Origin of the sequence: Rhizobium laguerreae (assembly GCF_002008165.1) — a bacterium.
Classification (GTDB): Bacteria; Pseudomonadota; Alphaproteobacteria; order Rhizobiales; family Rhizobiaceae; genus Rhizobium; species Rhizobium laguerreae.
Map to the genome: position 1 here is coordinate 545,873 of NZ_MRDM01000014.1, position 23,516 is coordinate 569,388.

Here is a 23,516-nt window from a genome sequence, read left to right on the forward strand (position 1 = left end):
ACGACAAGCAGCATTGCCCCGTCGTCGAAGGAGCAATGAATTCGGCAAATCCCAAGGTTCCTCAAGGAGGATTACGGGTTCGTTGTCGTCTCGGTGCTTGTGGCAGAGGTCTCGGTTTGGTCAATACTTTGGGCGGCTTCAGTGGTGTCCGCTGTGACTTCCATTCCAGTCTCAGAGGTTTCCTCAGCCGCGACCGGGTCTGTCGTCGCGCTCCCGTCGGCCGTCTCGCCGGTCGCTGTCTCGGTCTCTGCTGCCGGGGTTTCCGGTGTCGGGGCGGCTGCCGCCAAGGCGTCTCTCATCTGGTCGATCGTTCCGATAGCTGTTCCGACACCGAGCGTCTCCTGTGCCCAGCCCAAAGCCTCCGGCGTGACCGTGCCTGTCTTGGTTGCGGCGGCCAGCGCCGCAGTCAGGGCGGCATCGCCCAATACCGGATCGTCGGCCGGTGGCGCCACCCCGTTGGTGAGTTCATATTGAGCGTACGCCGTGCTGAACGCGGCAATCGCGGCCATCCGAGGATCAGCCGTTTTCATGAGAGCATGGAAGTTGCGCTTCAGCGAATTGAGACCGGCAAGCTCTGCTGCTGGCTTCTTTGCAGGTTTTGTCGCCGGCGCTTTGGCGATGGTCGTCTTTTTGGACGTGCCCTTCGTACTGACAGTCTGCTTGGCCGATTTCGTCTTGGCGGCCTTGCCCATGCTTCCGGTCCGGCCACTTTCTGTCTTCCCCCTCGAGCTGGCGCTGCCCTTTCCGCCGCCGCTATTGCTGCTGCCGCCTCCATGACCTCCGCCGCTGTTTCCGCCGCCGTGGCCACCACCACCGCCACCGCCACCGTTGCCACCACCATTGCCACCACCGTTGCCGCCTTTCGCGAAAGCAGGCGAGAAATCGGTGAAGGTGATGTTGAGAGGTGCAATCGCGAAGCTCGTCGAGAGACAGAGAACACCGAGAATTCTGGAGAGCCGCATGCTAATCCTTCCGACATGCACAGGAGTGCCGTTACATCTCGGTCATTGATGCGGCCCATCCATAAAGATCTAATTGACTATCTACTTTCAATTTGAACTTGTTGCTGAATTTCCCAAAATGAACCATTCCCCTTCCCCTGCGTTATCCCCTCGATACATCCGTTTACCCAAGGTGAGTGAAATGAACAGATTCGCCATCATTGCCCTGTCGATAGCGACGGCCTTCTCCGGAATGCCGGCCTCGGCAGGCCCGGCGTTCATGCCGAGCCCGGTGCAATCGGCGCAACCGGCGCCGCAAAGCGCCGATGCCCGCATCATGACCGTTGGCTGCAATAACTTCACGAACTGCCCGGGTCAGTTCAGCAATAATCGCAGGTGGTATCGCAACCGCCACTATCGCAACCGGGACTACTACCGCGACCGAGACTACTACCGAGACGACCGCTATGGCTGGGATCGTCGCTACGATCGCCGGTATCGCCGCCACGACAACACCGGCGCCATCATCGGCGGTCTGGCCGCCGGCGCCATCATCGGCGGCATCCTCGCTTCGCAGCCGCGCGCACGTGCCTATAGTTCGCATGCGGACTATTGCTACAGCCGATATCGGTCCTATCGCGCCTCGGACAATACCTACCAGCCGAACTACGGCCCACGCCGTCAGTGCCGTTAACCGGTCCACCATTTAGCAACAAGCCTCGCAACAAGATGCGGGGCTTTTTGATGCCTGTGCCGAACCAACTCGCCCGCTTCCCTCCGACAGACCCGATCAGATCAAGCTGTATTTCTGGCTGCGGCCTGGCGTCGTCGTCTGACGTGAAGCGCGACGGATTTCTAGACGGACGGAGCACAAGCCTTGCCCGCCTTTGCTCCGTCCGTCCCCTCAGCCTGGGGCGGGCTGAGTGCTGATCGCGACGGCTTGTCGGGCGCCGCCACCGGATTCTCTCAATAGGTCGCGGCCGGTTTTGGCTTCTTCTCGGTCCATTGCGGCGGCGCGCCGTATTTGGCGGCCACGGCGCCCATCAGTCCGGGCGGGCGGCCGAAGGCGTCGCAGGCGGCGTATTTCGGTTTGCCGCCGAGCCAGGATTTCATCCGCTGCCCCGAGGGCAGCGAGACATCCAGTCCCTTCGGCTCCTTGCCTTTGATCAGCATGCGGGAAAACTCGCTGCTGAATTTCGAAGCCAGGCTATAGGCGTCGCCGACTTCGGAAACGCGGGGATTGTTCTGCAGCGAGTTTGCACCACGCGACCAGACGATCGCCGCCCGCTGTACGCCACCGCTGTCGACTGCCTCCGCCTCGACCGCCAATCCGCCGAGGCCAGCCGGCAGGCGGGGCACGCTGACCGGCAGCATGAAACCGGTGCCGACGGTCACCACGGTCGAAACACCCGCCATCGCCTTGTTGGTCGGCACGATGTCGGTGACGACGGAGCGGATTGTCAGGTCTGCCGGCTGGCCGGCAGAGACCAGCTGGTATTTGTCGCTGAGCGAAATGCAGAGTGCCCGGTCCAGAGCATTCGCCACCATCACGCGATCGGCGTCCGACTTGACGCGGGTCGCGGCGTTGAAGGCGAAGGTCGTCGGCACGATGCTCACCGTCTTTGCCGGGCTAAGGCGCGTCCCATCGACATAAACGCGCGATTTCGACAGCTTGCCCTTCGGCGCGCCGAGATTGCCATAGGAAGAAAGCGTGCCGGCCTCCTTTAGCGGCACCGAGCTGCACCCGGCCGCGGCCATGGCGAACGCCACCGGCAGAGCGAGGCACAAACCTCTCGACCCCACGGGGAAGGAAAATGGGAATGGATTGCTGCGCACGCTGTCTGGCCTCCGTCGCCGATGAACTCGAGCGAAAGTGGCCGTCGAGAATTGCCGCAGCATTACATCGTTTCCGTGAACGGTGCCGCCGGAGCAGGCGGGCTTATCCGAGGTCGATCGTTACCCGCGTCCCGACAGCGCTGCTCTCGATGCTGACCTCACCGCCATGATTTGCGGCGACCTGCTTGACGAGGCTGAGGCCGAGACCGGCGCCCCTGCTCTTCGGGGTGACGCGATAAAATGGCTCGAACACCAGCTCCCGATGTTCGGCCGGAATACCCGGCCCTTCGTCGTCGACCGTGATCGACCCGCCGCCGGAAGGTGAGCCCGACACAGAAACCGTGATCATGCCGCTGTTGCCTCCGTGGTCGATGGCATTGCGCACGAGGTTGCTCACCGCCCTCGGTAGCGCCGACGGGCTGCCCTTGCGTTTCAGGCTCTTGACCTCGCTCTGAAACGAAATTTGATAGCCGGCGGCAATCGCCAGCGGCGCCAGATCGGCAACCGTCATTCGGGCGATCTCGACGAGATCAACCATTTCGTCGAGATCGGCCGCCTGATCGTTGCGCTCGAAATCGAGCAGTTGCTCGGCCGCTTGCGCGAGCCGCGCGACGTCGTCGAGCAGCCGCTGTCGCTCGCGCCCGTCGGGCATGCCGTCGATCCGCGTCTGCATGATTGCGATCGGAGTCCGGAGTTCATGCGCAGCGTCGAGCAGGAAGCGCTGGCGTTTCTTAAACTCGTTCTCAAGCCGCTCAAGCGTTCCGTTAAAAGCAATCACCAATGGTGCGATTTCCGTGGGAATACCATCCACCGGCAATCGGGCTCCTTGCCGGCGGGGTTCGATTTCCGCTGCCTTGCTCGCTATATCCTTCACGCCCGCCAAAGCGCGCGCTACGACGCGGGGGATGGTTAGAAAAACCCCGGGCAATGCGATGGCCAAAAGTGGTGTGTAAATGAGGTAGGTTTTGCCGAGTATTGCCAGAAATGCGGAGCTTCTGCTGGCGTTTCCGCCGTACATAACTCTGTACTCGCCTTCTGCCGTGTCGACACGGTCGATGGAGGCGACCTCGGTCGTACCAGACGCCCCTCGTATGTCGGCGTCTTTGATGAGGTAGACGTACCGGGCTAGGTCCGCATAGGGCGCCGGTATTACGCCGTAGGAGGCCGTTTCTCCACTGGGTGTTGCGACGAAAAACCAGAGCCTGTTGTTCTCAGTCTTGAACGACCTGAGACGCGGACTATCAGCTATGACGATCCTGCCCTGCGAGTCACGCGTAAGAGCTTCCTCGAGGGCTGCAGTCAGCTGAACCTGCATTCCTTCATTGGGCGAGAGGATGCTGGTGGCGTAAATGCAAAGCCCGATGATGACAGTCGCAACAACAGCCACGAAAACGATACTGAGCTGCCAGCTGAGCGTCCACCAGAGTGAAAGCTTCGACTTGGTCGCCTCGCGCATCATTCTTCCTTCATGAGATAGCCGACGCCGCGGATATTGTGGATGGTCACGCCGGCGGAGGCGTCGATCAGCCGCTTGCGCAGCCGCGAGATATGCGCGTCGAGCGCGTTCGACTGAATTTCCTCTTCGTAGTTGTAAACCGCCGCTTCCAGCGTCGAGCGCAGCACGGTCTTCTCCTTGCGTCTTGCGAGTGCTGAAAGCACCAGAAGCTCGCGCCGGGGGAGATCGAGCGGCGTAGCGTCGACGGTGACGCTCAGGTGCAGCGGGTCGATCACCAGCCGCCCGGCCATAATCTTCAATTCGGCAAGGCTCGGCGGCCGGCGCAGCACGGCCCTCAGCCGCGCCATCAGCTCCTCAACCAGAAACGGTTTGCCGAGATAGTCGTCGGCGCCGAGATCGAGCCCTTCCACCCGCTGCCTCGGCTCGTTCAGCGCCGTCAGCACGATGATAGGCGTGTCCTTGCCCGTCCGCCTGAGCTCCGGAATGAAGCTCAGCCCCTCCCCGTCGGGCAGGCGCCGGTCGAGCAGGATTGCATCGTAGAGGTTCTGCCGCGTCAGCTCGACGGCGTCGGCCAGATGCATGGTGTGGTCGGTGACGATCCCATGTTTGCCGAGTGCGACCGACAGCGCCTCGGCCAGCTCCCTCTCATCCTCTATCAGCAGTATTCGCATCGCCCGCCCATTACCTCGCTCTCCCCTCTGTCCGCCACAAGGGTTGCGGCAGCATTGCGGAGCTTGCAAGGCAGCCGGTCATGCTGCTGCAATTGTTGAGGTCCAGCACAAGAATATTCGCTGCAGCTGGAGATCAAGATGATCCGACCAATCCTTCGTCTCCTGACGAGACACTTCCTCTCCGCCTTCATCCTCGCCGCGCTGCTCGCAGCTCCGCTCGTCATTCTGCACACGCTTCACGAAAAGACGGCATTCGAGAACGGCCTGCTGATGGACGTCCGATGATGCAGCGAGCGAACCTCAGGCGGTCTTACTGTCTGCCGTGCAATAGGCCGATAAGGCCTGAAGATAGGCCTGCACCTTGGAACGGTTCTCCGCTGCCTTAATGGTGTTGAACACCTCGGCCGGCTCCAGCTTCATCAAAGGAAGCCTGAGGAAAATATCGCCCGCGAACCGGTCGGTGATGGTCGCAAGAACGGTGCGAAGACCCGTCAGCATGTCGTCGCCGCGATGGGATGCGTGCAGCAGGGCGATCGGCTTATGGACGATCTCATCTCCCGATACGAGCCAGTCGATCGCATTCTTAAGGCCGCCGGGGATGGATCGGACATATTCCGGGCTGGCAATGATCACCCCATCGCTCTGAGCGATCGCATCGATGAAATTCCGCACTGCCTCCGGCAGATGCTCTCCCTCGAGATCGGGCGAGAATACCGGCAACCGCCCCACGCCGTCGAAGATCGAAATCTCGATCTCATTTGGCGCTACGGCGCGAACAGCCTGCAGCATGGCGGTATTGGTGGAATTGCGCCGGGCGCTGCCGGATATTGCGAGAATCTTCATGACCCTAACAGGAAATGATTGATCATGGCTGTCAACGCAAAAGGCTACGCTAGACCGATTGAGTAACGCCCCAAAAAGCGACTTTTGCTTGAACTGGCCGAGCCTCGCGTTAGCCTGGATGCTGCTGCCGAATCGGCTGGAATTACCCCTTGAGGAAATACACATGTCGGCTTTGATCGAGGCGCGGGGCGTCAGCAAACGCTTCCGGCAGCACAAGCGATTTCCGGGCCTGCTGGGCGCCTTGAAGACGCTGGTGACCAACGAATATACGGAAGTTCTGGCCGTTTCCGACATCGGTTTCGACATCGCGGCCGGCGAAGCCGTTGGCTATCTCGGCCCGAATGGCGCCGGCAAATCGACAATGATCAAGATGATGACCGGCATCCTGGTGCCGAGCGACGGCACGCTCTCGGTCCTCGGCCGGACACCACATCTGCGGCGGATGGACAATGCCCGCGAGATCGGCGTCGTTTTCGGCCAGCGCAGCCAGCTGTGGTGGGACCTGCCGCTGGTCGACAGTTTTACCCTGCATCAGCGCATCTACGACATTCCCACCGCCCGCTATGCGGATAATCTCCGACGCTTCAGCGAGATGCTTGATTTGACGCCCTTTCTCGACCGCGCGGTGCGCCAGCTCAGCCTCGGTCAGCGCATGCGCGCCGAGATCGTGATGTCGCTGCTGCACGACCCCAAGATCCTCTTTCTGGACGAGCCGACCATCGGGCTTGATGTGGTCGCCAAGGACGCCGTGCGGCGTTTTCTCGCCGAGATCAACCGTGAGCGCGGCGTCACCATCATCCTCACCACCCATGACCTGCAGGACATCGAGACCATCTGCCCGCGGCTGATCATGGTCGATCATAGCAGGCTCATCTTCGACGGCGAGTTGAAGAGCCTGCGTGCGGCATTGGGTTCGGCCCGGCGGCTGACACTTGAATTTGCCAGCGACCCTGGACCGCTGCCGTTGCGCACCGCGGCACTCGTCAGCGATGAGGGCCTGCGCAAGAACTATCTCATCGAGCGTGAAGACATCTCGCTGGTCGCAATCCTGTCGGAGGTCGGCAGCGGGCGCGGCCTCAAGGATGTGGCGCTGCACGAGCCCGACATCGAAGAGGTTATCCGCACCTTCTACCAGCGGCGCAATGCCAAGGCTCTGGCATCATGAGCGCCTATTTCGCCTTCGCCCGCAGCTCCTTCCATTCGCAGCTCGCCTACCGCAACGAAGTATGGGCCAATATCTTCGGCAAACTCGTGCAGGTCTTTGCGCGTGTCGCCATCTGGCAGGCGGCCTATGCCGGCATCGGCGGCATCGTGGCCGATGGCGTGTCCCTGCAGCAGATGGTGACCTATGCCCTGCTCGGCGGCGCCGTGATGGGCGCGACCCGCCCTGAAAGGATCATCGGCGAAATCGGCCGGTCGCTCAAGACAGGCGATATCGCAGTCTGGCTGCTCAAGCCCTTGTCCTATCCGCTCTATCTTTTCGCCAACGAATGCGGCAGCTTTGGTTACCGCCTGATGACCCAGGTCATTCCGACCATCGCCTTTACCGCGTTGTTTTACGGCATGCTGCCGCCGGCGACCCTGTTCGATGGCTTGATGTTCATCGCCTTCTGGGCGCTGTCCTTTACGCTGCTGTTCCTGATGTCGGCGCTCTTCGGCATCATCGCCTTCTGGCTGATGACGAGCTTCTCGCTGGACTGGATCCTGGGCGCCCTGCTGCAATTGTTCTCGGGCCTGCTGATACCGTTCTGGTTCTTCCCCGAACCGCTGGCCACGATTGCCCGCCACCTGCCCTTCGCCTGGGTGGTCTATTATCCCAATGCCGTCTATCTCGGCAGGCTTTCCACGGCCGATGTCTGGCTCCATCTCGGCCTGGGCCTTGCCTGGGCCGCGCTGTTCCTTGCCGGCGTCCTCTTGCTGTGGCGCTGCGCCTCCACCCGCATCACCGTGCAGGGAGGCTGATCGTGCTTATTCATCACCTGCGCGTCCTGCCGCTGCTGGTCCGGATGCATGTCCGCTCCCAGATGGAATATCGCGGCGCCTTCTGGCTCGACCGTCTTGCGCAGATCCTTTCCTATGGCAGCGTCTTCGCCACCATCGGCATCCTGCTCGACCGCTTCGACACGCTTGGCGGCTGGACCTGGCCGGAGCTGGCGCTGCTGTTCAGCTTCCAGCTGCTGGCTTATTCGCTCGGCGCCGCGATGAGCTTCGTGCAATTGCGCGACCTCGAAGAACTGGTGCGGCTCGGCACTTTCGACACGCTGCTGGTCAAGCCTTTCAGCCCCTGGGCCTATCTGGTCTTTTCCGGCCTCAACATAGGCTATGCCGGCCACGTCATCCTCGCGGTGCCGCTGATGGGCTGGGCCGTTCTGTCCGTCGACTTCGCCTGGTCGGTCTGGTCGGCATCGTTCCTCATCGCCGCGCTCCTCAGCGCAACGCTGCTGACCGCGGCACTCATCACCATGATCGGCGCTACGGCGCTGATCTGGGTGCGCTCCAACCACCTGTTTTCGATCTTCTTCGGCTTTTGGGAACTGACGCGCTACCCGCTCAATATTTTCCCCGGCGGCATCCAGACCATCCTCATCACCGCGGTCCCGCTGGCCCTCACCAGCTCGGTCCCCGTCGGCGCCCTGCTCGGCAAGCCCATCCCGATCCTCGGGGACTGGGCCGGGCCGGTGGCTCTCCTCGCCGGCCCGATCTGGGTGTTGATATCAATTGCCTACTGGCGATATGCCACCAGCAAGTACCAGGGTGCCGGCGGCTGATCGAGCCGACCGACTTCCCTCGATATCAGGATGCCTGCGACAACGATCTCGCGCGGACCTCGAGGAATGCCGCAGTCAGCTTAGCGAGCACCGGCGAAGTGCATGTACCGTTGGCGCCGCCGATCGGGTCGACGATGTGGATCTGCCGGAGATCCTCCATGAACTCGTCCCACAGCGGCGGCCCGCCTTCTTCGAGAAGCTGCGCACGGATGCTCAGCTCCTCGCTCACAGGCAGATGCCGCCGTCCCCAGGCGCCGATCATGGCAAAGACCGGCACGAGTTGGATCGCTGGCTCCGCCAAGCTGTAGATCGCTTTCTGGCTGTGGCTCGGGTCGTCCCGCTTGCTGATGAATCCGAGCGAGAGCAGACGCTTCAGCCTGGCAGCCAGAATGTTGGAGGCAATCCCCTCCTCCGAATGGGTCAGAAGATCGCGGAAATGGCGGCGGTTGCCGAACATGATGTCCCTGATGATGATGAGGCTCCACCGATCGCCCAGCACTTCCATCGTCAGGTTGATCGGGCAGCCCGACCGCAGTTCAATGTCCACGAATTCTCTCCTTAAAACTGGTTGCAATATAGGATCACTTATGCGGCAACGCAACTAGTTTCGGTCCGCAATCAGATGGAGGAGAGCAGTATGTCGAAGGTGCATGTCGATTCCTTCACGCCAGCGCATGCCGCAGGATGCCCGCGGCGGCAATGGCGATGATGACATCAAGACGGAAATCCCGACGCAAAAGATCCTGGCGGGTGCCGCTCTGAAGGCTGCCGGCTACCTCTCAACGCCATTCGATGAGTATATCGAGCTGTCGAAGCGGACCTGGTGACGCCAAGCCGTTGCCCGGCCGCCGCGCGTGCCGGCCGGGCAACGGCGCGCTTCATTGTCGGAGCGTCACCGCTGTACAGCGCCGTAGCGCAGCCCGTCGACCAGCAGGGAAACCATACGCCGGGCATGTTCGGACCCTTGGGCGTAGGCGTGCATGCTGAGGCTTGCGGCCGCGTTCAATAGATCCTCGGCGGCGATATCGGTGCGGACCTCGCCGGCGGCAGCGGCGGCGTCGAGAAGCGAGCGAAGGGCCGGCTGCAGCCGTTGCTGGAAGTAGGCGGGCAAGGCATCGAAGGCTGGGTTGCCGGAGTGCAGGGCCGCCGCAAGTCCGCGCTTGGCCGCGATGAAATCCACAAAACGCTGCATCCATCTGGCCAGCGCTTCGCCCGGCGCATGTTCGGCGGCAAGGATCGGCGCAGCGTCAGCGCAGGCGTCGATTTCGCGGCGAAAGACGGCAACGACGAGGTCGGAACGCTCGGGAAAATGCCGGTAAACGGTGCCGATGCCGACGCCGGCCTTCTCCGCGATCTCACGCACCGGGGCATCGACGCCGGAGGTCGCAAACACCGTCAATGCCGCCTGAAGCAACCCGTCGAGATTGCGCTTGGCGTCGGCGCGCACACGCCTGTCCACCCTTTCCCCGGGCTTCAGGCCGTCCTCCTGCTCTTTTCTGTCGTCGCTCATCCTTCACTCACTTGCAAAACGGAACATCGTTCCGTATATAAACGGAATACGGTTCCGTTTATGCAAAGTTAACACAGCGCGACGGTGTTGGCCACGTCGATGCGCACGAAGTCCGCCTCCCCAATAAAGGAACAGACCATGCAATACCGCACGCTTGGAAGAACCGGCATCAAGGTCAGCCCCTATTGCCTCGGCGCGATGATGTTTGGCGCTGCCGGCAATCCCGACCACGAGGATTCGATCCGGATCATCCACAAGGCGCTCGATGCCGGCATCAACTTCATCGACACCGCCGATATCTACAGCCGCGGCGAATCCGAGGAGATCGTCGGCAAGGCGCTCAAGGGCCGGCGCGATGACGTCGTGCTCGCCACCAAGGCACATCTGCCGATGGGCGACGACCCGAACCGACAGGGCAATTCGCGCCGCTGGTTGATCCGCGCAGTCGAGGATTCGCTCCGCCGCCTGCAGACCGACCATATCGATCTCTACCTGATCCACCGGCCGGCACCCGATACCGACATCGAGGAGACGCTATCTGCCCTCACCGACCTGATACGGGCGGGCAAGGTACGCGCCGTGGGATCGTCGACCTTCCCCGTCTCGGAAATTATCGAGGCGCAATGGGTTTCCGAGCGCCGCGGGCTGGCACGCTTCCGCGCCGAGCAGCCGCCCTATTCAATCCTCAATCGCAGCATCGAGCGCGAGGTTCTACCCGCCTGCGAGCGTTACGGAATGGGCGCGATGGTGTGGAGCCCGCTGGCGATGGGCATGCTCACCGGCAAATACCGCAAGGGCGCGCCGCAACCCGACAGCGCCCGCGCCAAACGCTTCCCCAGGCAGATGAACGACGAGCGCCGGCTGGACGCGATCGAAAGGCTGATCCCGCTCGCCCAGCAGGCGGGGCTTTCGCTGGCGCACATGGCGATGGCCTTCACCATCGCCCATCCGGCCGTCACCTCGGCGATCATCGGCCCGCGCACGATGGAGCACTTCGACGATCTGCTTGCCGGCGCCGGGGTGAGCTTGACGGACGAAATCCTCGACCGGATCGACGCGATCGTCCCGCCCGGCACCGACACCGGCCCGTTGGAGGCGGCCTATAACCCGCCTGCGGTAACGCAGCCGAACCTACGCCGCCGCCCGATAACCGAGCGCTTCGCCGCCTGACCGGCAGGGGGTGAGGCCCGATCCTGCAAAGCAGGAGCGATCGATCCAGTGAATCGATCGCAGGGCCGAACGCCCTGAGCCATGCGAAGGGCCGGGCAACGGCGCTCCCCTAATTCGGGCAGCACAAAGCACCTACGCTTAAAGGCGTTTCTCAAAGAACGTGTCCGGGTATGGATCGTCATTGAAACGATCGATCTCACTCCAGCCGGTTCCACGATAAAGCTGCGTTGCCTCGGGCAGCGCGCTATTCGTATCCAGACGCAGGAGCTTGATGGACAATTCGCGGGAGATGTTCTCGGCGTCCGTCATAAGACGACTTGCGAGCCCAAGGCCGCGCGCGGATGGGGCGACCCAGAGCCGTTTGATCTCCGCGACCTCGCCGCCATTGCCCTTCAACCCGACACAGCCGATCGGGAGACCATCCGACATGGCCACCAGGAACGCACCGCGCGGACGGATCATATCCTTGGCGTCGGGATCGCGAGAAAGCGATACATCGAAACCCTTCTCGAAGCGGCGCGCCAGTTCGCCGTAGTATTCGCGGAGACAATAGCTGGCGTCCTCGTGCCGCGGGTCTTTCTCTTCGAGCACGGTCTGCTCACGTCTCAGCGAGGAAGCGACGATATCCATGGCGCGCAGCAATTCGTCCGGCCGGCGATGGCGTGCCAGAAATGTTTTCGCCTGCGCATTGGAAAGCGCTTCATAAGCCTGAAACTCGCTATGGCCGGTTTCGGTCAACCGGGCAACGCGGCGACGCGCGTCCTGAGGGTTTGGCACCGTCTCGATGAGACCTTCCTCTTCCAGACTGCGCAGCAGACGGCTCATCAAACCGGAGTCGAGACCGAGATAATCGCGGATCACCGCAACATCCGATTGCCCCCGGCCGATCGAATTGAGAACGCGGGCTGCGCCCAGCGGACGACCGCGTCCGAGGAAAGACGTGTCGAGAGCGCCGACTTCGGAGGTGACGGCACGGTTGAAACGACGGACACGAGCGACAGGATCGTAAGTCATATTATCTGACTTTAGTCAGATAATTGATCCTGTCAATTCGGAGCACGCAAAGGGAGGGCATAAATGAGCCGCGCACTTCCCCGCCATCCGCCTTGCGCAGCAGCATCGCCTCGCCTATGGGAACGACAACGTTCCCAAGGCCTCCCGTGTTCCGTTTTGCCCTTCACGCCCTGATCGTCTCATCCTGACGCTGTTGACGCAGATCGGCGGCATCGCCTATCTCGTGGCGCTGGCCGCCTCCCACGCCTGGGGCTTGCGGCGGTTTTTGGCAAAGCTTGCGATCTTCCTGCTTTGTTATGCCAGCGCCACTTTTGCGGCGAGTTTCGCCGCGCCGATCTTCGGGCGAGTTCCCCTCTCCTGCATCGCCGACGCGACGGACCGGCTCGTGGTCCGCTCCCCGATCTATTGCCTGCTGAACCGCAACTACGTCACCCCAGAAGTGCACGATCTGGCAAAGGCGCTTGCCGCCCACATGGACAGGGAATTCCCCGGAGCCGTCACCGTTGCGCTGGATGCGAATTTCCCCTTCGTGAACGGCTTTCCGCTGCTGCCGCATCTGTCGCATGCCGACGGGAAAAAACTCGACTTCGCCTATTATTACAAGGATGTGGACGGCGCCTTCCTGAATGGCGCCACCCGCTCCCCCATCGGCTATTTCGCTTCGAGCAACCCGCCCCCGGCGACGAACGGCCATGCGAAGGGCGCAATGACTGGCTTACCACCCGCTGGGACTTCGATGCGCTGCAGCCTCTGTTTCCGGCCTATTGGATCGAGGAGCAGCGCACATCGGCCGCGATCGGCTGGTTGACGAGCGAAGGTGTGACGCGCTTCGGCCTGCGGAAGATCTTCATCGAGCCGCATCTGAAGAACGCGCTCGGCATCGCCGATAGCCATATCCGCTTTCAAGGTTGCCGCGCCGCCCGCCACGACGACCATATTCATATCCAGGTTGAGTGATCCTCTCTCCCGCCCCTCTCGCCTCGACTGTCACGAACGGCGGCGCGCCGTATAGATCGCCGTCGTCATGTTGCGTTCGACGTGTCCGCCAAAACGTGATGCGGCAATGTCTTCCAGAGTATCGAGCAGCGCGCCGCGCTCGGCCGGTGGCAGCGCTGCGACGTTGGAATAGGTTGCATACAGCCTGCGGACGGCTGCCGGATCGAGCGTCAGCGTCCACGAGAGAAATTGCGGCTCGTCGGCAATGAAGCCGGTCGCGGCCAGTTCCGCGACACGGGCGCCAGTGTCCAGCCCGTGAGGCAATCGCTCCACATCGCCGCTCGACAGGCTCGATGGATGACTCGCGAACAGATGCACCGTTTCGTCATGGAAGGCATCCGGCCGGCCTGCATCGCCGAAGACGTTCCACCACAGGGCGACCGCGCCGCCCGGCCGAAGCAGACGATGGATCTTCTTCAGCGAAGCTTTCGGATCAAGCCAGTGAAACATCGTCGCGGCAGCGACCAGATCGAAGGAGGCCGGCTTGAGATCGGCGGTCTCGAAAGGCGCCTCGACGATATCAAGACAGGGATCGTCGATCGAGACGCGAAGGTAATCCGCAAGCCGGCCATCGGGCTCGACGGCAACGAGGCTGCGCGGCCGGTGACCGAGCAGCGCCACCGTCGCCAGCCCCGAACCGGCGCCGATCTCCAATATGTCGATGCCGGCCCTAAGACCGGCGCGCTCGCGCAGGGCCGCCCAGGTCGCCTGCGGATAAGGCGGCCGCGCGCTGTGATAATTGGCAGGATCATCGCCAAACGCCTCGCGGCCAAACCGCTGGTCAAGCTTTACCCTTTTCATCGCGGACTCCATTCGGCCGAGGCGCTGTGGCACCCGAGATCTCAAGAATGACTGATTTCGGCAAGGAGCCAATCACGAAATGCCTTCACCTTGCGTTGGTGGATTGCGCGCGGCGGATACACCACGAAGTATTGCGACGCGGATGTGAGCGCCTGTCTGAAAGGCCTGACCAGCCGGCCCGCGGCAAGGTCGGCGGCGACGAGCATCGTGCGCCCCAAAACCACGCCTTCCCCCTGTACTGCGGATTCGACGGCGAAGGTGGCAGAGTCGAAGGTCAGGCCGCTCTTTGGATCGACATCGCTAACGTCGGCACTGCGCAGCCAAGTCGCCCAATCGATGGGGAATCCGTCGTGAATGAGCGTGTGATACTTCAGATCGCCAGGCTCGCGCAGGGGATACGCCCCTTCCAGAAGCCGGGGGCTGCAGACGGGAAAGACCTCTTCGCCGGTCAGCAACTCCGATGTCAGCCCCGGATATTCACCTCCGCCGTAGCGGATTGCGATGTCGATGCCGTCGGCGAGGAAGGTCGTCAGCCGGCCGGTCGTCGATATCCGTACATCGATGTCGCGGTTCGCCTGATGGAAACGATAGAGCCGCGGCACCAGCCACCGGCCGGCAAATCCGTCTGACGTGCTGACGTTGAGCGTCTTGTCCGAATGGCGGGCCGATGCCGATTTCGTTGCCGCCGCCAGCAGATCGAGCGCTTCGCGCACCGACTGCGCATAAGGATCGCCAATAGCTGTCAGACGGACCGACCGCGTTCCCCTCTCGAACAGCTGCACGTCGAGCTGCTCCTCGAGGTGCTTGATCGCCCTGCTGATCGCGCCATGCGTCACGTTCAGTTCGTCGGCGGCTCGGGAAAAGCTCAGATGGCGCGCGGCCGCCTCAAAGCTCGGCAGGGCGTTCAGCGGCGGCAATCGTCTTGGCATAGGTCGGCTCATTTGTGAGTTTTGATCACAAATCATTGCCGAAATTTGGTTTGTCGTCGAGCCCATACGCTTCATATGTTCGGGATAGGCGCCACGTCTCCTTTATGAGACAGCATCGGCGCTAACGAGACGATCTGTGATTTCCTATCACCTATATCCGATGTTGCGGAGCAAACGACCATGGCAACGATTTTCCCTTTCCTCTGGTTCAACACCCAGGCTGAAGAAGCCCGCGATTTTTATCTCTCCGTCTTCAGAAACGCGAAGAAACTCGGCTCCACGGAGGTGCCGGACTGGGTCTCCGGAACGAACCGCACCGTGCCAATCGCCACCTATGATTTCGCGCTCGAAGACCTCAGGCTCAGGACATTCAATGCGGGGCCTGGCGACGGCTTCAACGATGCCGTCTCGTTCTTCGTCGAAACCAGGGATCAGGCCGAGACCGACTATTACTGGGAAGCGCTGACATCGGACGGCGGCTCGGAGCGGGCCTGCGGCTGGCTGCGGGACAAATTCGGCGTCAATTGGCAGGTCTGCCCCGAGATCACCCTCCGACTGATCGGCGATCCCGACCGCAAGAAGGCGGAGCGGACGCTCCAGGCCATGTACAAAATGCGGAAGATCATCATCGCCGATCTTGAGGCGGCCTACGCCGGCTAGTGCATGTCGCCCATCACATAAGGACTAAAGCGCGGCGCGCTTTAGTCCCATTGAACTCTTGGCTGGCATTGGCAATTGCGCCACGCACAAGCATACTGCTACCCGGGATGCCCGATTGGAATTGAGGGTGATCGATGGAGACTGCGGTCAGGGACCTGTTCGCGCGATATCAGCAGTTCTTCAATCGCGCGCTGGATGGCGATGTGGATTTGGATGCGAGCGCGTCGTTCTACGCTTCCGCGTTCATCGCAGCCTCGCCCTCCGGGGTCATGGCCGGAAAAAACGACGATCAACTCGGACGGATCATGGAGCAGGGCTATGAGCGGTATCGAGCGACAGGGACGAAAGAGATGCGGATACGCGATCTCAGGCTCTCCCCGATCGATGAGTGTCATTGCGTGGCTCACCTTGCCTGGACGGCGATCTACTCTCGACAGGACGCGCCGGATATCTCGATAGATTTCGATGTCCATTATCTCGTTCAGAAACTGAATGGAGAGCCGAAGATATTTGGTTGGGTTTCCGGCGACGAGCAGGCACTCTTGAAAGAATACGGAATCGTCTGACACAGCGCGTCCCCAACCGCGCAAAAACAAAAGTTAGACCATCTCTGCGCCACGGAGAAACCAGGAATGATATAGCCTCCGCGACGACGATACGATCCCTCGCCCGTCAGTGCCCGCCTTCGGTCTTGGCAAGCAGCCTGGCCAGCTCTTCGAGCTCTCCGGCCGAAAGGTGCCGGAGTTCTGCCGGCGGGCGATAGGCTCAACGGACTACGGCTCAGGAGCTTGGCCGCCCGCTACGGCAGATGACCGCCCGATCTACGTCAACCAGCGCACCTAACGCTCACGACGCTCCAAACGCCTTCCCCTCCGCACTTCGACCTACCGGAACCGGACGACACAGGCTGGTTCGGATCCCATAAGCTGCGAGGATCAATGGCCGGATGGGTCAATGCACACATTGATGGCATCATCCCTCGCGGCTGGCCGAAGCAGTCAACGCTTCCAGGGAGGAGCCCCCGAATCCAATTTCAAACGATTTTTAAAATGGCCACTCCGAAAGCTAATCGATTTTAATTTTATCGTTAAAATTTTCTTGTTGCAGCGCAAAAGATTTTAGACATTAATTTGTGCGGATGCTCAGTTTATTCGTTGGAGAACTCGCATGACTGTGACATTTCCGCTAACCGAAAAGCGCGACGCCGAGACATTGCTGAAACACTTGACGTCGCACAATCTCAGCGTTCCGGGAAACTGCGTCGTGTCGCTCAAGGCGCACGTCGCCCAGGTCTCATCCTCTCACACGACCGCGCTCGGCACCGCCCGTACCGCCTGGTAGTCCCCGAGACGTCGAATTGCGGCAATCGAGCTGGCCTCAGCCGTCGTAGACGACAGCAATCTTGTTTCCGGTGGGGTCGCGCACGTAAGCGGAATACCAGTTCGGCCCGTAGTGCGGACGTAGACCAGGCGCGCCCTCGTCCGTTCCGCCGTTTGTCATGGCCGCATCGTAAAAAGCGTCCACCTCGGCATGGGACTTGGCCATGAAACCAACCATCGAGCCATTTCCGGCGCTCGCCGGTTCGCCGTTGATCGGCTTGCAAACCCATAGAACAAAACCGTCACCCTTCCCGCCTTCGGAATAGGCGCTCCATCCGGGAAATTCCCGATGTTTGCTCCAACCGATCGTTGCCAAAGTCGCATCATAAAACCTATTCGATTTGATGGAATCGACTGCACCGACGGTCGCGTAGACGCTCATGATCTTCCCTTTCGCTGCTCCAAGATCGAGAGAATTCATATAGCAAACATGTGAACACAACAAGAACAGTTAGCTGCGAAGGTCAGCGACCAATCGCAGCGCAAGGTGATTGCCGTGTCTGCAAAAATTCCTATTCTGAGCGGCGCCGATGGCGACAAAAACCTGAGGCTTCATGGCTATTTGCGACAGGAATTTGGATCAAATCATGACGACTCTAAGCCGCCCTGATCTCAGCGACATCCACCGTGGCGACTGGGTGGATCGCCGCTTGCCGGCCGGATGGCGGCCTTATACCCGGTTGGCGCGGCTGGATCGCCCGGTCGGAATATGGCTGACGCTCTTCCCGTGCTGGGCGGCCCTTATCCAGGCATCGCAAGGTCTCCCGGATCTCAGGCAATTGGCGATCTTCTCTCTCGGCGCTCTGCTGATGAGAAGTGCCGGTTCTACGGTCAACGACATCGCCGATCGGAAGTTTGACGGCCATGTCGAGCGGACCCGCTTTCGGCCTTTGGCAAGCGGAGAGATCGTCACACGACAAGCCTTTATCTTCCTGACCGTTGAACTCGCACTGGCGGCGTCGCTTCTGTTTTTCCTGACGCCCTACACGCGCCTCATCGCGATATGTGTCCTGCCGCTTGTCTTCGTCTATCCGCTCTGCAAGCGCTTCACCCACTGGCCCCAGGCCGTCCTGGGCGCGGCGTTCAACTGGGGGATGCTGATGGCATGGGCGGAGGCTGCCGGACATATCCCGGCCGGCGCCGTGATGATGTGGACCGGAGCCATCGCCTGGCAGATCGGCTATGATACGGTCTATGCCTATGTCGATCTGAAGGACGATACCCGTCTTGGCCTGAAATCGACGGCAATTCTATTCGGCCGGCACGGCAAGACCTTTATCGGGCTATTCTATGCTCTGGCGGTCGGCGCGTGGTCACTCGGGGGCTGGCTATTGGACATGTCGCCGCCTTATGCGATCGGAATGCTGGTGATCGCCATCCATCTCGCCTGGCAGACCCAGCGGATCGATCTTGCCCGCCCGGAGGTGAACTATCGCCTGTTCCTGGCGAATATCCTGACCGGGCTGCTGCTCGCCTGCACGGCTTTGTCAGGCACATGGTAAGCAGCTCGAGGACGTGACACCGATGATCTATCTCAAACATGGCATACTCGCCGGGGCCATCATGCTGGCGGCAATGATGACATCCCTGCATCAGGCGCATGCGCAACCATGCGAGCAAGAAAGCTTCGAAGAAGCGAAATACGTCGTCTGCACGCTGGAGCCGGGCAAAGCCGACCTCCGATTGTTCTGGAAAAACGCCGATGGCGCGGCATACCGCACTTTTTCAAGCCTTGCCGAAGCCGTTCGCGCCGAGGGCCGAGTCCTAGCCCTGGCCGTCAACGCCGGGATGTATCGGGCCGATTTTTCGCCGATGGGACTCTATGTCGAGAACGCCAGGGAATTGCAGCCCGCCAATACGACAAAGGCCGAAAGCTCCGCCGGTCAGGTGCCGAATTTCTATAAGAAGCCGAACGGCGTGTTCTTTCTGGGTGAAGCAGGTGCTGCGATACTCCCGACCGATGAATTTCTGAAACATCGGCCCAAAGTGCGGTTCGCCACGCAATCCGGCCCGATGCTTGTCATCGCTAACAAGCTGAACCCGATCTTCATCGTCGGCTCGACAGACCGAACCCGCCGCAGCGGTGTCGGCGTCTGCGACGGTGGCGCGGTTCGTTTCGCGATCAGCGAAGACGGGGTGAATTTCCACGATTTTGCACGGCTCTTCCGAGACCACCTGAAATGCCCCGATGCCTTGTTTCTAGATGGCGGACGCGGTGTCGGACTGTACAATCCCGAAATGGGCCGCAACGACTGGTCTTGGCACGGCGGCTACGGCCCTATCTTCGGGCTCGTCGAATAGCGCACTCGCATCAGGTCGCAGGCGAGGTCGGCAAGGGCTCATCGATCTCTTCGGGAATGAAGCCGCCGGTCTGGCGTTTCCATAGGCGCGCAAACAAGCCGTCGCGTTCGACCAGTTCGTCCGGCCTGCCCTCCTCCACGATGCGCCCGTGGTCGAGCACGACGATCCGGTCCATCCTGGCGATGGTCGACAGCCGGTGGGCGATGGCGATCACCGTCTTTCCTTCCATGACCAGGTTGAGCCTTTCCTGGATGGCGGCTTCGGATTCGCTGTCGAGGGCGGACGTCGCCTCGTCGAGCACCAGGATCGGCGCGTCCTTCAGGAGAACGCGGGCGATGGCCACGCGTTGGCGCTGGCCGCCTGACAGTTTGATGCCGCGGTCACCGACGAAGGCCTCATAACCGCTGCGGCCTTCGCCGTCGGAAAGATCGGCGATGAAGGCATCGGCACTTGCCATCTTCGCCACCGCTTCGATCTCGTCCTTCGTCGCCTCCGGCCGGCCGTAACGGATATTGTCGCCGACCGAACGGTGCAGCAGCGCGACGTCCTGCGCGATGACCCCGATGGCGCGGCGAAGGCTTGCCTGGGTGACGGCGCGGATATCCTGCCCGTCGATGAAGATCGCGCCGTCCTTGATGTCGTAGAAGCGCAGGAGCAGGTTCGCAAGTGTGGTCTTGCCGGCGCCTGAGAGGCCGACGAGGCCGACCTTTTCACCGGGCAGGACCGTCAGCGACAGATCATCGATGACAGGCTTGCCGGACTTGTAGGCGAAGCGGACATGGTCGAAACGGATCTCGCCGCTGCTGACAGCGAGGTCTGCCGCACCCGGCCCGTCGGTGATGGTGGGCGGCGTCGTCATGACGGGCATGGCATCCCTGATGGTGCCGACTGCCTGGAAGATCTGCCGGCCCATCTGCAGGAAAGTGAAGATCTGCGTCGACAGCCGGTTGAGGATGTAGACGGCGCCGACAAACTCGCCGATGGAGAGAAATCCGTTGACGAGACCGGAAAAGCCGATCGACAACATGCTCAGCCACAGCAGCGTGTTGATGACGACAACGGTCAGTTCCGAGCTGCGATAGATGCGCTGTTCACCCTGCTGTGTCTGCACGGCCTTCTGGATGGTGCTGCGGATAGCGCCTGCTTCGCTATCTTCGGCCGCAAACTGCTTAACCATCTGCATGTTGGTGTAGAGATCGGTGATGGCGCCGGCCACCAGGCTGCGTTGCTTGGCCGTTCGGCGAGAACGCTCGACAAAGGTGGGAACAATCCTGACGGTGAATGCCACGTTGAGCGCGATCCAGACAACGACGGGCAAGGCGAGTTGCCAGGCCAGCGCGCTGAGCAGGATCACGGAGCCCACCAACTGCATCACGAAGCGCGGGATGGACTGGAAGGCGGCAATGATCTGCTGCTGCACAGCGGAGGCCACCTGCGACAGGCGCGAAGCGACTTGCCCGGCATAGAGATCATGGAAGAAGGCGAGATCCTGCCGCTCCACCGCCTTGTGACCCTGCCACTGGATGGCGGCCGGCATGCCGATGCCGAGTGTATGCGACGTGAGAGTATTGCGCACGAATGAAACGATCGGCATGACCGGAAAAATCAGGAAGCCGAGAATGGTCAGCAGCAGCCATTCATCGCGCAGGAAGGCGGGAGCGCCGTGTTGTGTCACACCATCGACGATGACCGAAAGTCCCCAGACGATCGTCAGGTTGATCGCCTCGAACACCATGGAGCAAAATGCCAGCGCAATCAGCACACCCCGAAACATCGAGATGAAATGCAGGAGTACCGCCACCGGCCCCTTCGATGGCAGCGGCCGGTAGGGAATATCGAGCGGCCGGATCAGGCTTTCGAAAGGACGATAGATCGCATCTGAAATCGACATGGGCCACTCGGATTAAAATCGGGAGGAGGCGTGGACTCAGCTACGCAAGGTCGCAGAAAACCATCTCCAGACTGCAATCTCAATTATAAACTTGAGAAAATCTATGGAAGGGACGTTGCCGCGAGAGCCGGGGTCCACGGCAAGGCGATCGTTTTCAAATCCGGACGGACATCATTCGCCCCGGGCCAGGGCTGCGGCCTGTTCCAGCGAGATCTTCCCAACCAGTGGGTCGGCATGACGGTGGGCGAGCAGCCACTCCGATCCATGCCGGCGATAGACCTGAGTGACGCGCAACGACCAGTTCTGGTCCGGCAGGCTGCCTACCTCACCATGCTGGCGCTCGATCATCACCAGTACGATCAGGTCACCACTGACATAGGACTTTTCCACCTCCAGGGTTCCGCCGCCATTGCGGAAGAACCGAGCGAGCTCGGCCAGATGCTCGGGACTGTCGTCGAAGCCATGGCTGGCGGAACCACCGAAAGGCTGCATCAGGGTGAAGTCGTCATCGAGGCGGATGAGGCTCGCCCACCGTGTCATGTCGCCGGCCATGAAAGCCGCCGCCTGTTGTTGTGTGCGGCGGATGATGGCGAGCAATGCCGCATCTGATCCCGGAGCGGCATGCGCGACGCGCCCTGTTGCGGCGACCGCCATTGCCAGGGCGGCTTGCCGTGAAAGGGTTGCGGCCTCGTGTACTGGCTTGTCGCCGCGCACCGTTTGGCTTTTGAAAAGGGACATCGGATCTTCCTATTGGTGACCGGCCATAGCGGAATGGCCGTTATCTCCCACTTTCAGGGCAATGAATCCAATGATATGATTTCAGCAAGATGCTGAACCAAATTGATCTATCCAGAATCGACCTCAACCTGCTCGTGCTGTTCGAGACTGTCATGGAGGAGCGCCATGTCGGCCGTTCGGGGCAGCGGTTGAACCTCTCGCCTTCGGCGATCAGTCACGGCCTTGGCCGGTTGCGCACGCTGCTGGGTGACCCGCTATTTAAAACACCAAAGGGCGTCGTTCCGACAGACCGGGCCGAGGAACTTGCAGCACCCATCGCCGATATATTGGCGCGCGTTCGCAGCGTGGTGGCGACAGCGGAGCCATTCGATCCAGCGCGCTCTCAGCGACGATTTACGATCGGCGCGCCCGATGGTGTTTCGTCTGTGTTTCTGCCGCCGTTGCTCGACCTGTTGGCCAAGTCCGCTCCCGGCATTGCAATCAGCATCCGGCAATTGCTGCCGAGACAGGGCGAGCCATCGCCTGATCTGGCTTGGCGCGATGCGTTAACCGCGTTGGAAGCCCGTGACATGGACATCGCCATCATTCCTCAGGCCGAGTTTCCAGTCCGCTTTGCAAGCCTGCTGCTCTACGAGGAGGATTTTGTCATCGCGGCCCGTCAGGGCCATCCTTTGCTGACAGATCCGACACTGGCCAACTACTGCGCCGCGCAGCACCTGGTGGTCTCGCATCTGGGCGATACTCATGGCTTTGTCGACAATGTGTTGGCCAGCCATGGATGCTCCAGGCGAGTGGCGCTGACGGTCCCGAACTTCATGTTCGCGCTCGCCGTGCTTGCGGAAACCGACTTTATCTCGGCCTTGCCACGCCGCTTCGTCGAGATGCACGCCGCGCGATTCGGCGTTGTCAGCGTCAATCCTCCCCTGCCACTCGGACGCTTCGCCATGAACGCGACGGCGCCGAAGGCGGCAATGCGTGACGAAGGCGTGGCCTGGCTGGTAAGGCTCCTGCAGGCATCCATGGATACCGCGATAGATAAAACCCGCGCTCACAGCGGAAGTCGTCCGGCGCCGGGAAAGGCAGGCACTTGAGCCGCCGATAGCGTAAGTCCCGGCGCCTGGATCGCTCAATTGCGGTCATCGCGCGATTGAGGCAGGATGCCGTCCTCGAATAGCAAGCAGGATCGAACAGACGCTCATGCTGACGGGCTCATGTCATTGCGGCAAGACAAGCTGGACACTCGAAGGTGAACCCGGCTCGATCACCGCCTGCAACTGCACGCTCTGCCGACGCTACCGTACGCTGTGGGCCTATGACTACGAAGGAGAGCGCATCGCTCTCACCGGTGAGACCGCCTCCTATACCCGCGCCGACAGGGACGAGCCGTCTCTCGAAATCTTGTTCTGCTCATCCTGCGCCTGTGTCTTGAGCTGGCGCGGCCTGCGGCTTCCAAAGGATGGCCGCAGGCGCATGGCCGTCAACATGCGGCTTGCGCCGCCGGATCTCGTTCATCATCTGCCTATCGATCATTTCGACGGCCTGGACACATTTGAAGATCTTCCATCCAAGGGGCGCTGCGTGCGCGATCTCTGGTTCTGAGCCGACTGCGAGG

The 23,516-nt window shown here is 61.2% G+C and carries 27 protein-coding genes and 1 pseudogene; 15 read left to right on the top strand and 13 right to left on the bottom strand.

Annotated elements, in window-relative coordinates:
* Positions 1–71: 71 nt before the first annotated feature.
* Positions 72–692: a hypothetical protein gene (locus BS630_RS18445; protein WP_077978535.1), complete on the bottom strand. Its 621-nt coding sequence runs from the start codon at positions 690–692 to the stop codon at positions 72–74.
* A 451-nt stretch (positions 693–1,143) separates the two neighbouring features.
* Between BS630_RS18445 and BS630_RS18455 the strand changes: the two genes are divergently transcribed.
* Complete coding sequence (locus BS630_RS18455) at positions 1,144–1,635, top strand: BA14K family protein (protein ID WP_077978536.1); 492 nt, start codon at positions 1,144–1,146, stop codon at positions 1,633–1,635.
* Positions 1,636–1,907: 272 nt separating this feature from the next.
* On the opposite strand, the gene BS630_RS18460 is transcribed toward BS630_RS18455, so the two are convergent.
* From BS630_RS18460 to BS630_RS18470, 3 genes are read right to left on the bottom strand one after another with little or no spacing between them, the layout of a single operon-like run.
* On the bottom strand, positions 1,908–2,840 hold the full coding sequence (locus tag BS630_RS18460) for a DUF3313 domain-containing protein (RefSeq protein WP_231284804.1): 933 nt from the start codon (positions 2,838–2,840) through the stop codon (positions 1,908–1,910).
* Positions 2,841–2,880: 40 nt separating this feature from the next.
* Complete coding sequence (locus tag BS630_RS18465; RefSeq protein ID WP_077979230.1) at positions 2,881–4,233, bottom strand: sensor histidine kinase; 1,353 nt, start codon at positions 4,231–4,233, stop codon at positions 2,881–2,883.
* On the bottom strand, positions 4,233–4,904 hold the full coding sequence (locus tag BS630_RS18470; RefSeq protein ID WP_077978538.1) for a response regulator transcription factor: 672 nt from the start codon (positions 4,902–4,904) through the stop codon (positions 4,233–4,235). Before BS630_RS18470 ends, BS630_RS18465 begins: the two co-directional genes overlap by 1 nt.
* A gap of 138 nt (positions 4,905–5,042) precedes the next feature.
* On the opposite strand from BS630_RS18470, the gene BS630_RS37395 reads away from it, so the two are divergent.
* Complete coding sequence (locus BS630_RS37395; protein ID WP_012757973.1) at positions 5,043–5,189, top strand: hypothetical protein; 147 nt, start codon at positions 5,043–5,045, stop codon at positions 5,187–5,189.
* A 15-nt stretch (positions 5,190–5,204) separates the two neighbouring features.
* Here BS630_RS37395 and BS630_RS18475 read toward each other — a convergent pair whose 3' ends face one another.
* Positions 5,205–5,747, bottom strand: coding sequence for an NADPH-dependent FMN reductase (locus tag BS630_RS18475; protein ID WP_077978539.1), 543 nt, complete (start codon positions 5,745–5,747; stop codon positions 5,205–5,207).
* 163 nt (positions 5,748–5,910) lie between these two features.
* Between BS630_RS18475 and BS630_RS18480 the strand changes: the two genes are divergently transcribed.
* From BS630_RS18480 to BS630_RS18490, 3 genes are read left to right on the top strand one after another with little or no spacing between them, the layout of a single operon-like run.
* Entirely contained in the window at positions 5,911–6,912 is a 1,002-nt protein-coding gene (locus BS630_RS18480; RefSeq protein WP_077978540.1) for an ABC transporter ATP-binding protein, read from the top strand.
* Positions 6,909–7,709: an ABC transporter permease gene (locus BS630_RS18485; protein WP_077978541.1), complete on the top strand. Its 801-nt coding sequence runs from the start codon at positions 6,909–6,911 to the stop codon at positions 7,707–7,709. Before BS630_RS18480 ends, BS630_RS18485 begins: the two co-directional genes overlap by 4 nt.
* A 2-nt stretch (positions 7,710–7,711) precedes the next feature.
* Positions 7,712–8,515: an ABC transporter permease gene (locus BS630_RS18490; RefSeq protein ID WP_077978542.1), complete on the top strand. Its 804-nt coding sequence runs from the start codon at positions 7,712–7,714 to the stop codon at positions 8,513–8,515.
* 25 nt (positions 8,516–8,540) lie between these two features.
* Here the strand turns inward: BS630_RS18490 and BS630_RS18495 are convergent, their stop codons facing one another.
* Positions 8,541–9,062: a winged helix-turn-helix transcriptional regulator gene (locus BS630_RS18495; protein WP_025395039.1), complete on the bottom strand. Its 522-nt coding sequence runs from the start codon at positions 9,060–9,062 to the stop codon at positions 8,541–8,543.
* 103 nt (positions 9,063–9,165) lie between these two features.
* Between BS630_RS18495 and BS630_RS37060 the strand changes: the two genes are divergently transcribed.
* Positions 9,166–9,342, top strand: coding sequence for a hypothetical protein (locus tag BS630_RS37060; protein WP_158081419.1), 177 nt, complete (start codon positions 9,166–9,168; stop codon positions 9,340–9,342).
* A gap of 65 nt (positions 9,343–9,407) precedes the next feature.
* Here BS630_RS37060 and BS630_RS18500 read toward each other — a convergent pair whose 3' ends face one another.
* Complete coding sequence (locus BS630_RS18500) at positions 9,408–10,025, bottom strand: TetR/AcrR family transcriptional regulator (RefSeq protein WP_077978543.1); 618 nt, start codon at positions 10,023–10,025, stop codon at positions 9,408–9,410.
* A gap of 138 nt (positions 10,026–10,163) precedes the next feature.
* Here BS630_RS18500 and BS630_RS18505 point away from each other — a divergent pair, with 138 nt between their 5' ends.
* Entirely contained in the window at positions 10,164–11,195 is a 1,032-nt protein-coding gene (locus BS630_RS18505) for an aldo/keto reductase (RefSeq protein ID WP_077978544.1), read from the top strand.
* Between the two features lie 138 nt (positions 11,196–11,333).
* On the opposite strand, the gene BS630_RS18510 is transcribed toward BS630_RS18505, so the two are convergent.
* A complete protein-coding gene (locus tag BS630_RS18510) occupies positions 11,334–12,209 on the bottom strand; it encodes a bifunctional helix-turn-helix transcriptional regulator/GNAT family N-acetyltransferase (RefSeq protein ID WP_077978545.1) in 876 nt (291 codons plus the stop codon).
* Positions 12,210–12,355: 146 nt separating this feature from the next.
* Here BS630_RS18510 and BS630_RS18515 point away from each other — a divergent pair.
* Positions 12,356–13,166 (top strand): annotated as a pseudogene (locus BS630_RS18515) (hypothetical protein).
* Between the two features lie 30 nt (positions 13,167–13,196).
* Here the strand turns inward: BS630_RS18515 and BS630_RS18520 are convergent.
* Positions 13,197–14,018, bottom strand: a complete 822-nt coding sequence (locus BS630_RS18520; RefSeq protein WP_077978546.1) for a class I SAM-dependent methyltransferase — start codon at positions 14,016–14,018, stop codon at positions 13,197–13,199.
* Between the two features lie 29 nt (positions 14,019–14,047).
* The gene (locus BS630_RS18525; RefSeq protein ID WP_077978547.1) at positions 14,048–14,935 is read right to left on the bottom strand and encodes a transcriptional regulator GcvA; all 888 of its coding nucleotides are present in this window, start codon (positions 14,933–14,935) and stop codon (positions 14,048–14,050) included.
* A 180-nt stretch (positions 14,936–15,115) separates the two neighbouring features.
* Between BS630_RS18525 and BS630_RS18530 the strand changes: the two genes are divergently transcribed.
* From BS630_RS18530 to BS630_RS37400, 3 genes are all read left to right on the top strand, one after another.
* Positions 15,116–15,595 (top strand): VOC family protein, encoded by a 480-nt coding sequence (locus BS630_RS18530; RefSeq protein ID WP_077978548.1) that lies wholly within the window; start codon positions 15,116–15,118, stop codon positions 15,593–15,595.
* Positions 15,596–15,729: 134 nt separating this feature from the next.
* Complete coding sequence (locus BS630_RS18535; RefSeq protein ID WP_077978549.1) at positions 15,730–16,161, top strand: hypothetical protein; 432 nt, start codon at positions 15,730–15,732, stop codon at positions 16,159–16,161.
* A 601-nt stretch (positions 16,162–16,762) separates the two neighbouring features.
* Positions 16,763–16,936, top strand: coding sequence for a hypothetical protein (locus BS630_RS37400; RefSeq protein ID WP_003540843.1), 174 nt, complete (start codon positions 16,763–16,765; stop codon positions 16,934–16,936).
* Between the two features lie 36 nt (positions 16,937–16,972).
* On the opposite strand, the gene BS630_RS18540 is transcribed toward BS630_RS37400, so the two are convergent.
* Positions 16,973–17,356, bottom strand: a complete 384-nt coding sequence (locus tag BS630_RS18540; RefSeq protein WP_077978550.1) for a VOC family protein — start codon at positions 17,354–17,356, stop codon at positions 16,973–16,975.
* A 205-nt stretch (positions 17,357–17,561) separates the two neighbouring features.
* Between BS630_RS18540 and ubiA the strand changes: the two genes are divergently transcribed.
* Positions 17,562–18,476, top strand: coding sequence for a 4-hydroxybenzoate octaprenyltransferase (ubiA, locus tag BS630_RS18545; protein ID WP_077978551.1), 915 nt, complete (start codon positions 17,562–17,564; stop codon positions 18,474–18,476).
* Positions 18,477–18,498: 22 nt separating this feature from the next.
* Positions 18,499–19,275: a phosphodiester glycosidase family protein gene (locus BS630_RS18550; RefSeq protein ID WP_077978552.1), complete on the top strand. Its 777-nt coding sequence runs from the start codon at positions 18,499–18,501 to the stop codon at positions 19,273–19,275.
* Between the two features lie 10 nt (positions 19,276–19,285).
* Here BS630_RS18550 and BS630_RS18555 read toward each other — a convergent pair whose 3' ends face one another.
* The gene (locus BS630_RS18555; protein WP_077978553.1) at positions 19,286–21,166 is read right to left on the bottom strand and encodes an ABC transporter ATP-binding protein; all 1,881 of its coding nucleotides are present in this window, start codon (positions 21,164–21,166) and stop codon (positions 19,286–19,288) included.
* A gap of 171 nt (positions 21,167–21,337) precedes the next feature.
* Positions 21,338–21,904 (bottom strand): YybH family protein, encoded by a 567-nt coding sequence (locus BS630_RS18560; RefSeq protein WP_077978554.1) that lies wholly within the window; start codon positions 21,902–21,904, stop codon positions 21,338–21,340.
* Positions 21,905–21,993: 89 nt separating this feature from the next.
* Between BS630_RS18560 and BS630_RS18565 the strand changes: the two genes are divergently transcribed.
* On the top strand, positions 21,994–22,995 hold the full coding sequence (locus BS630_RS18565) for a LysR family transcriptional regulator (protein ID WP_077978555.1): 1,002 nt from the start codon (positions 21,994–21,996) through the stop codon (positions 22,993–22,995).
* 106 nt (positions 22,996–23,101) lie between these two features.
* Positions 23,102–23,503: a GFA family protein gene (locus tag BS630_RS18570; RefSeq protein ID WP_077978556.1), complete on the top strand. Its 402-nt coding sequence runs from the start codon at positions 23,102–23,104 to the stop codon at positions 23,501–23,503.
* Positions 23,504–23,516 lie beyond the last annotated feature (13 nt).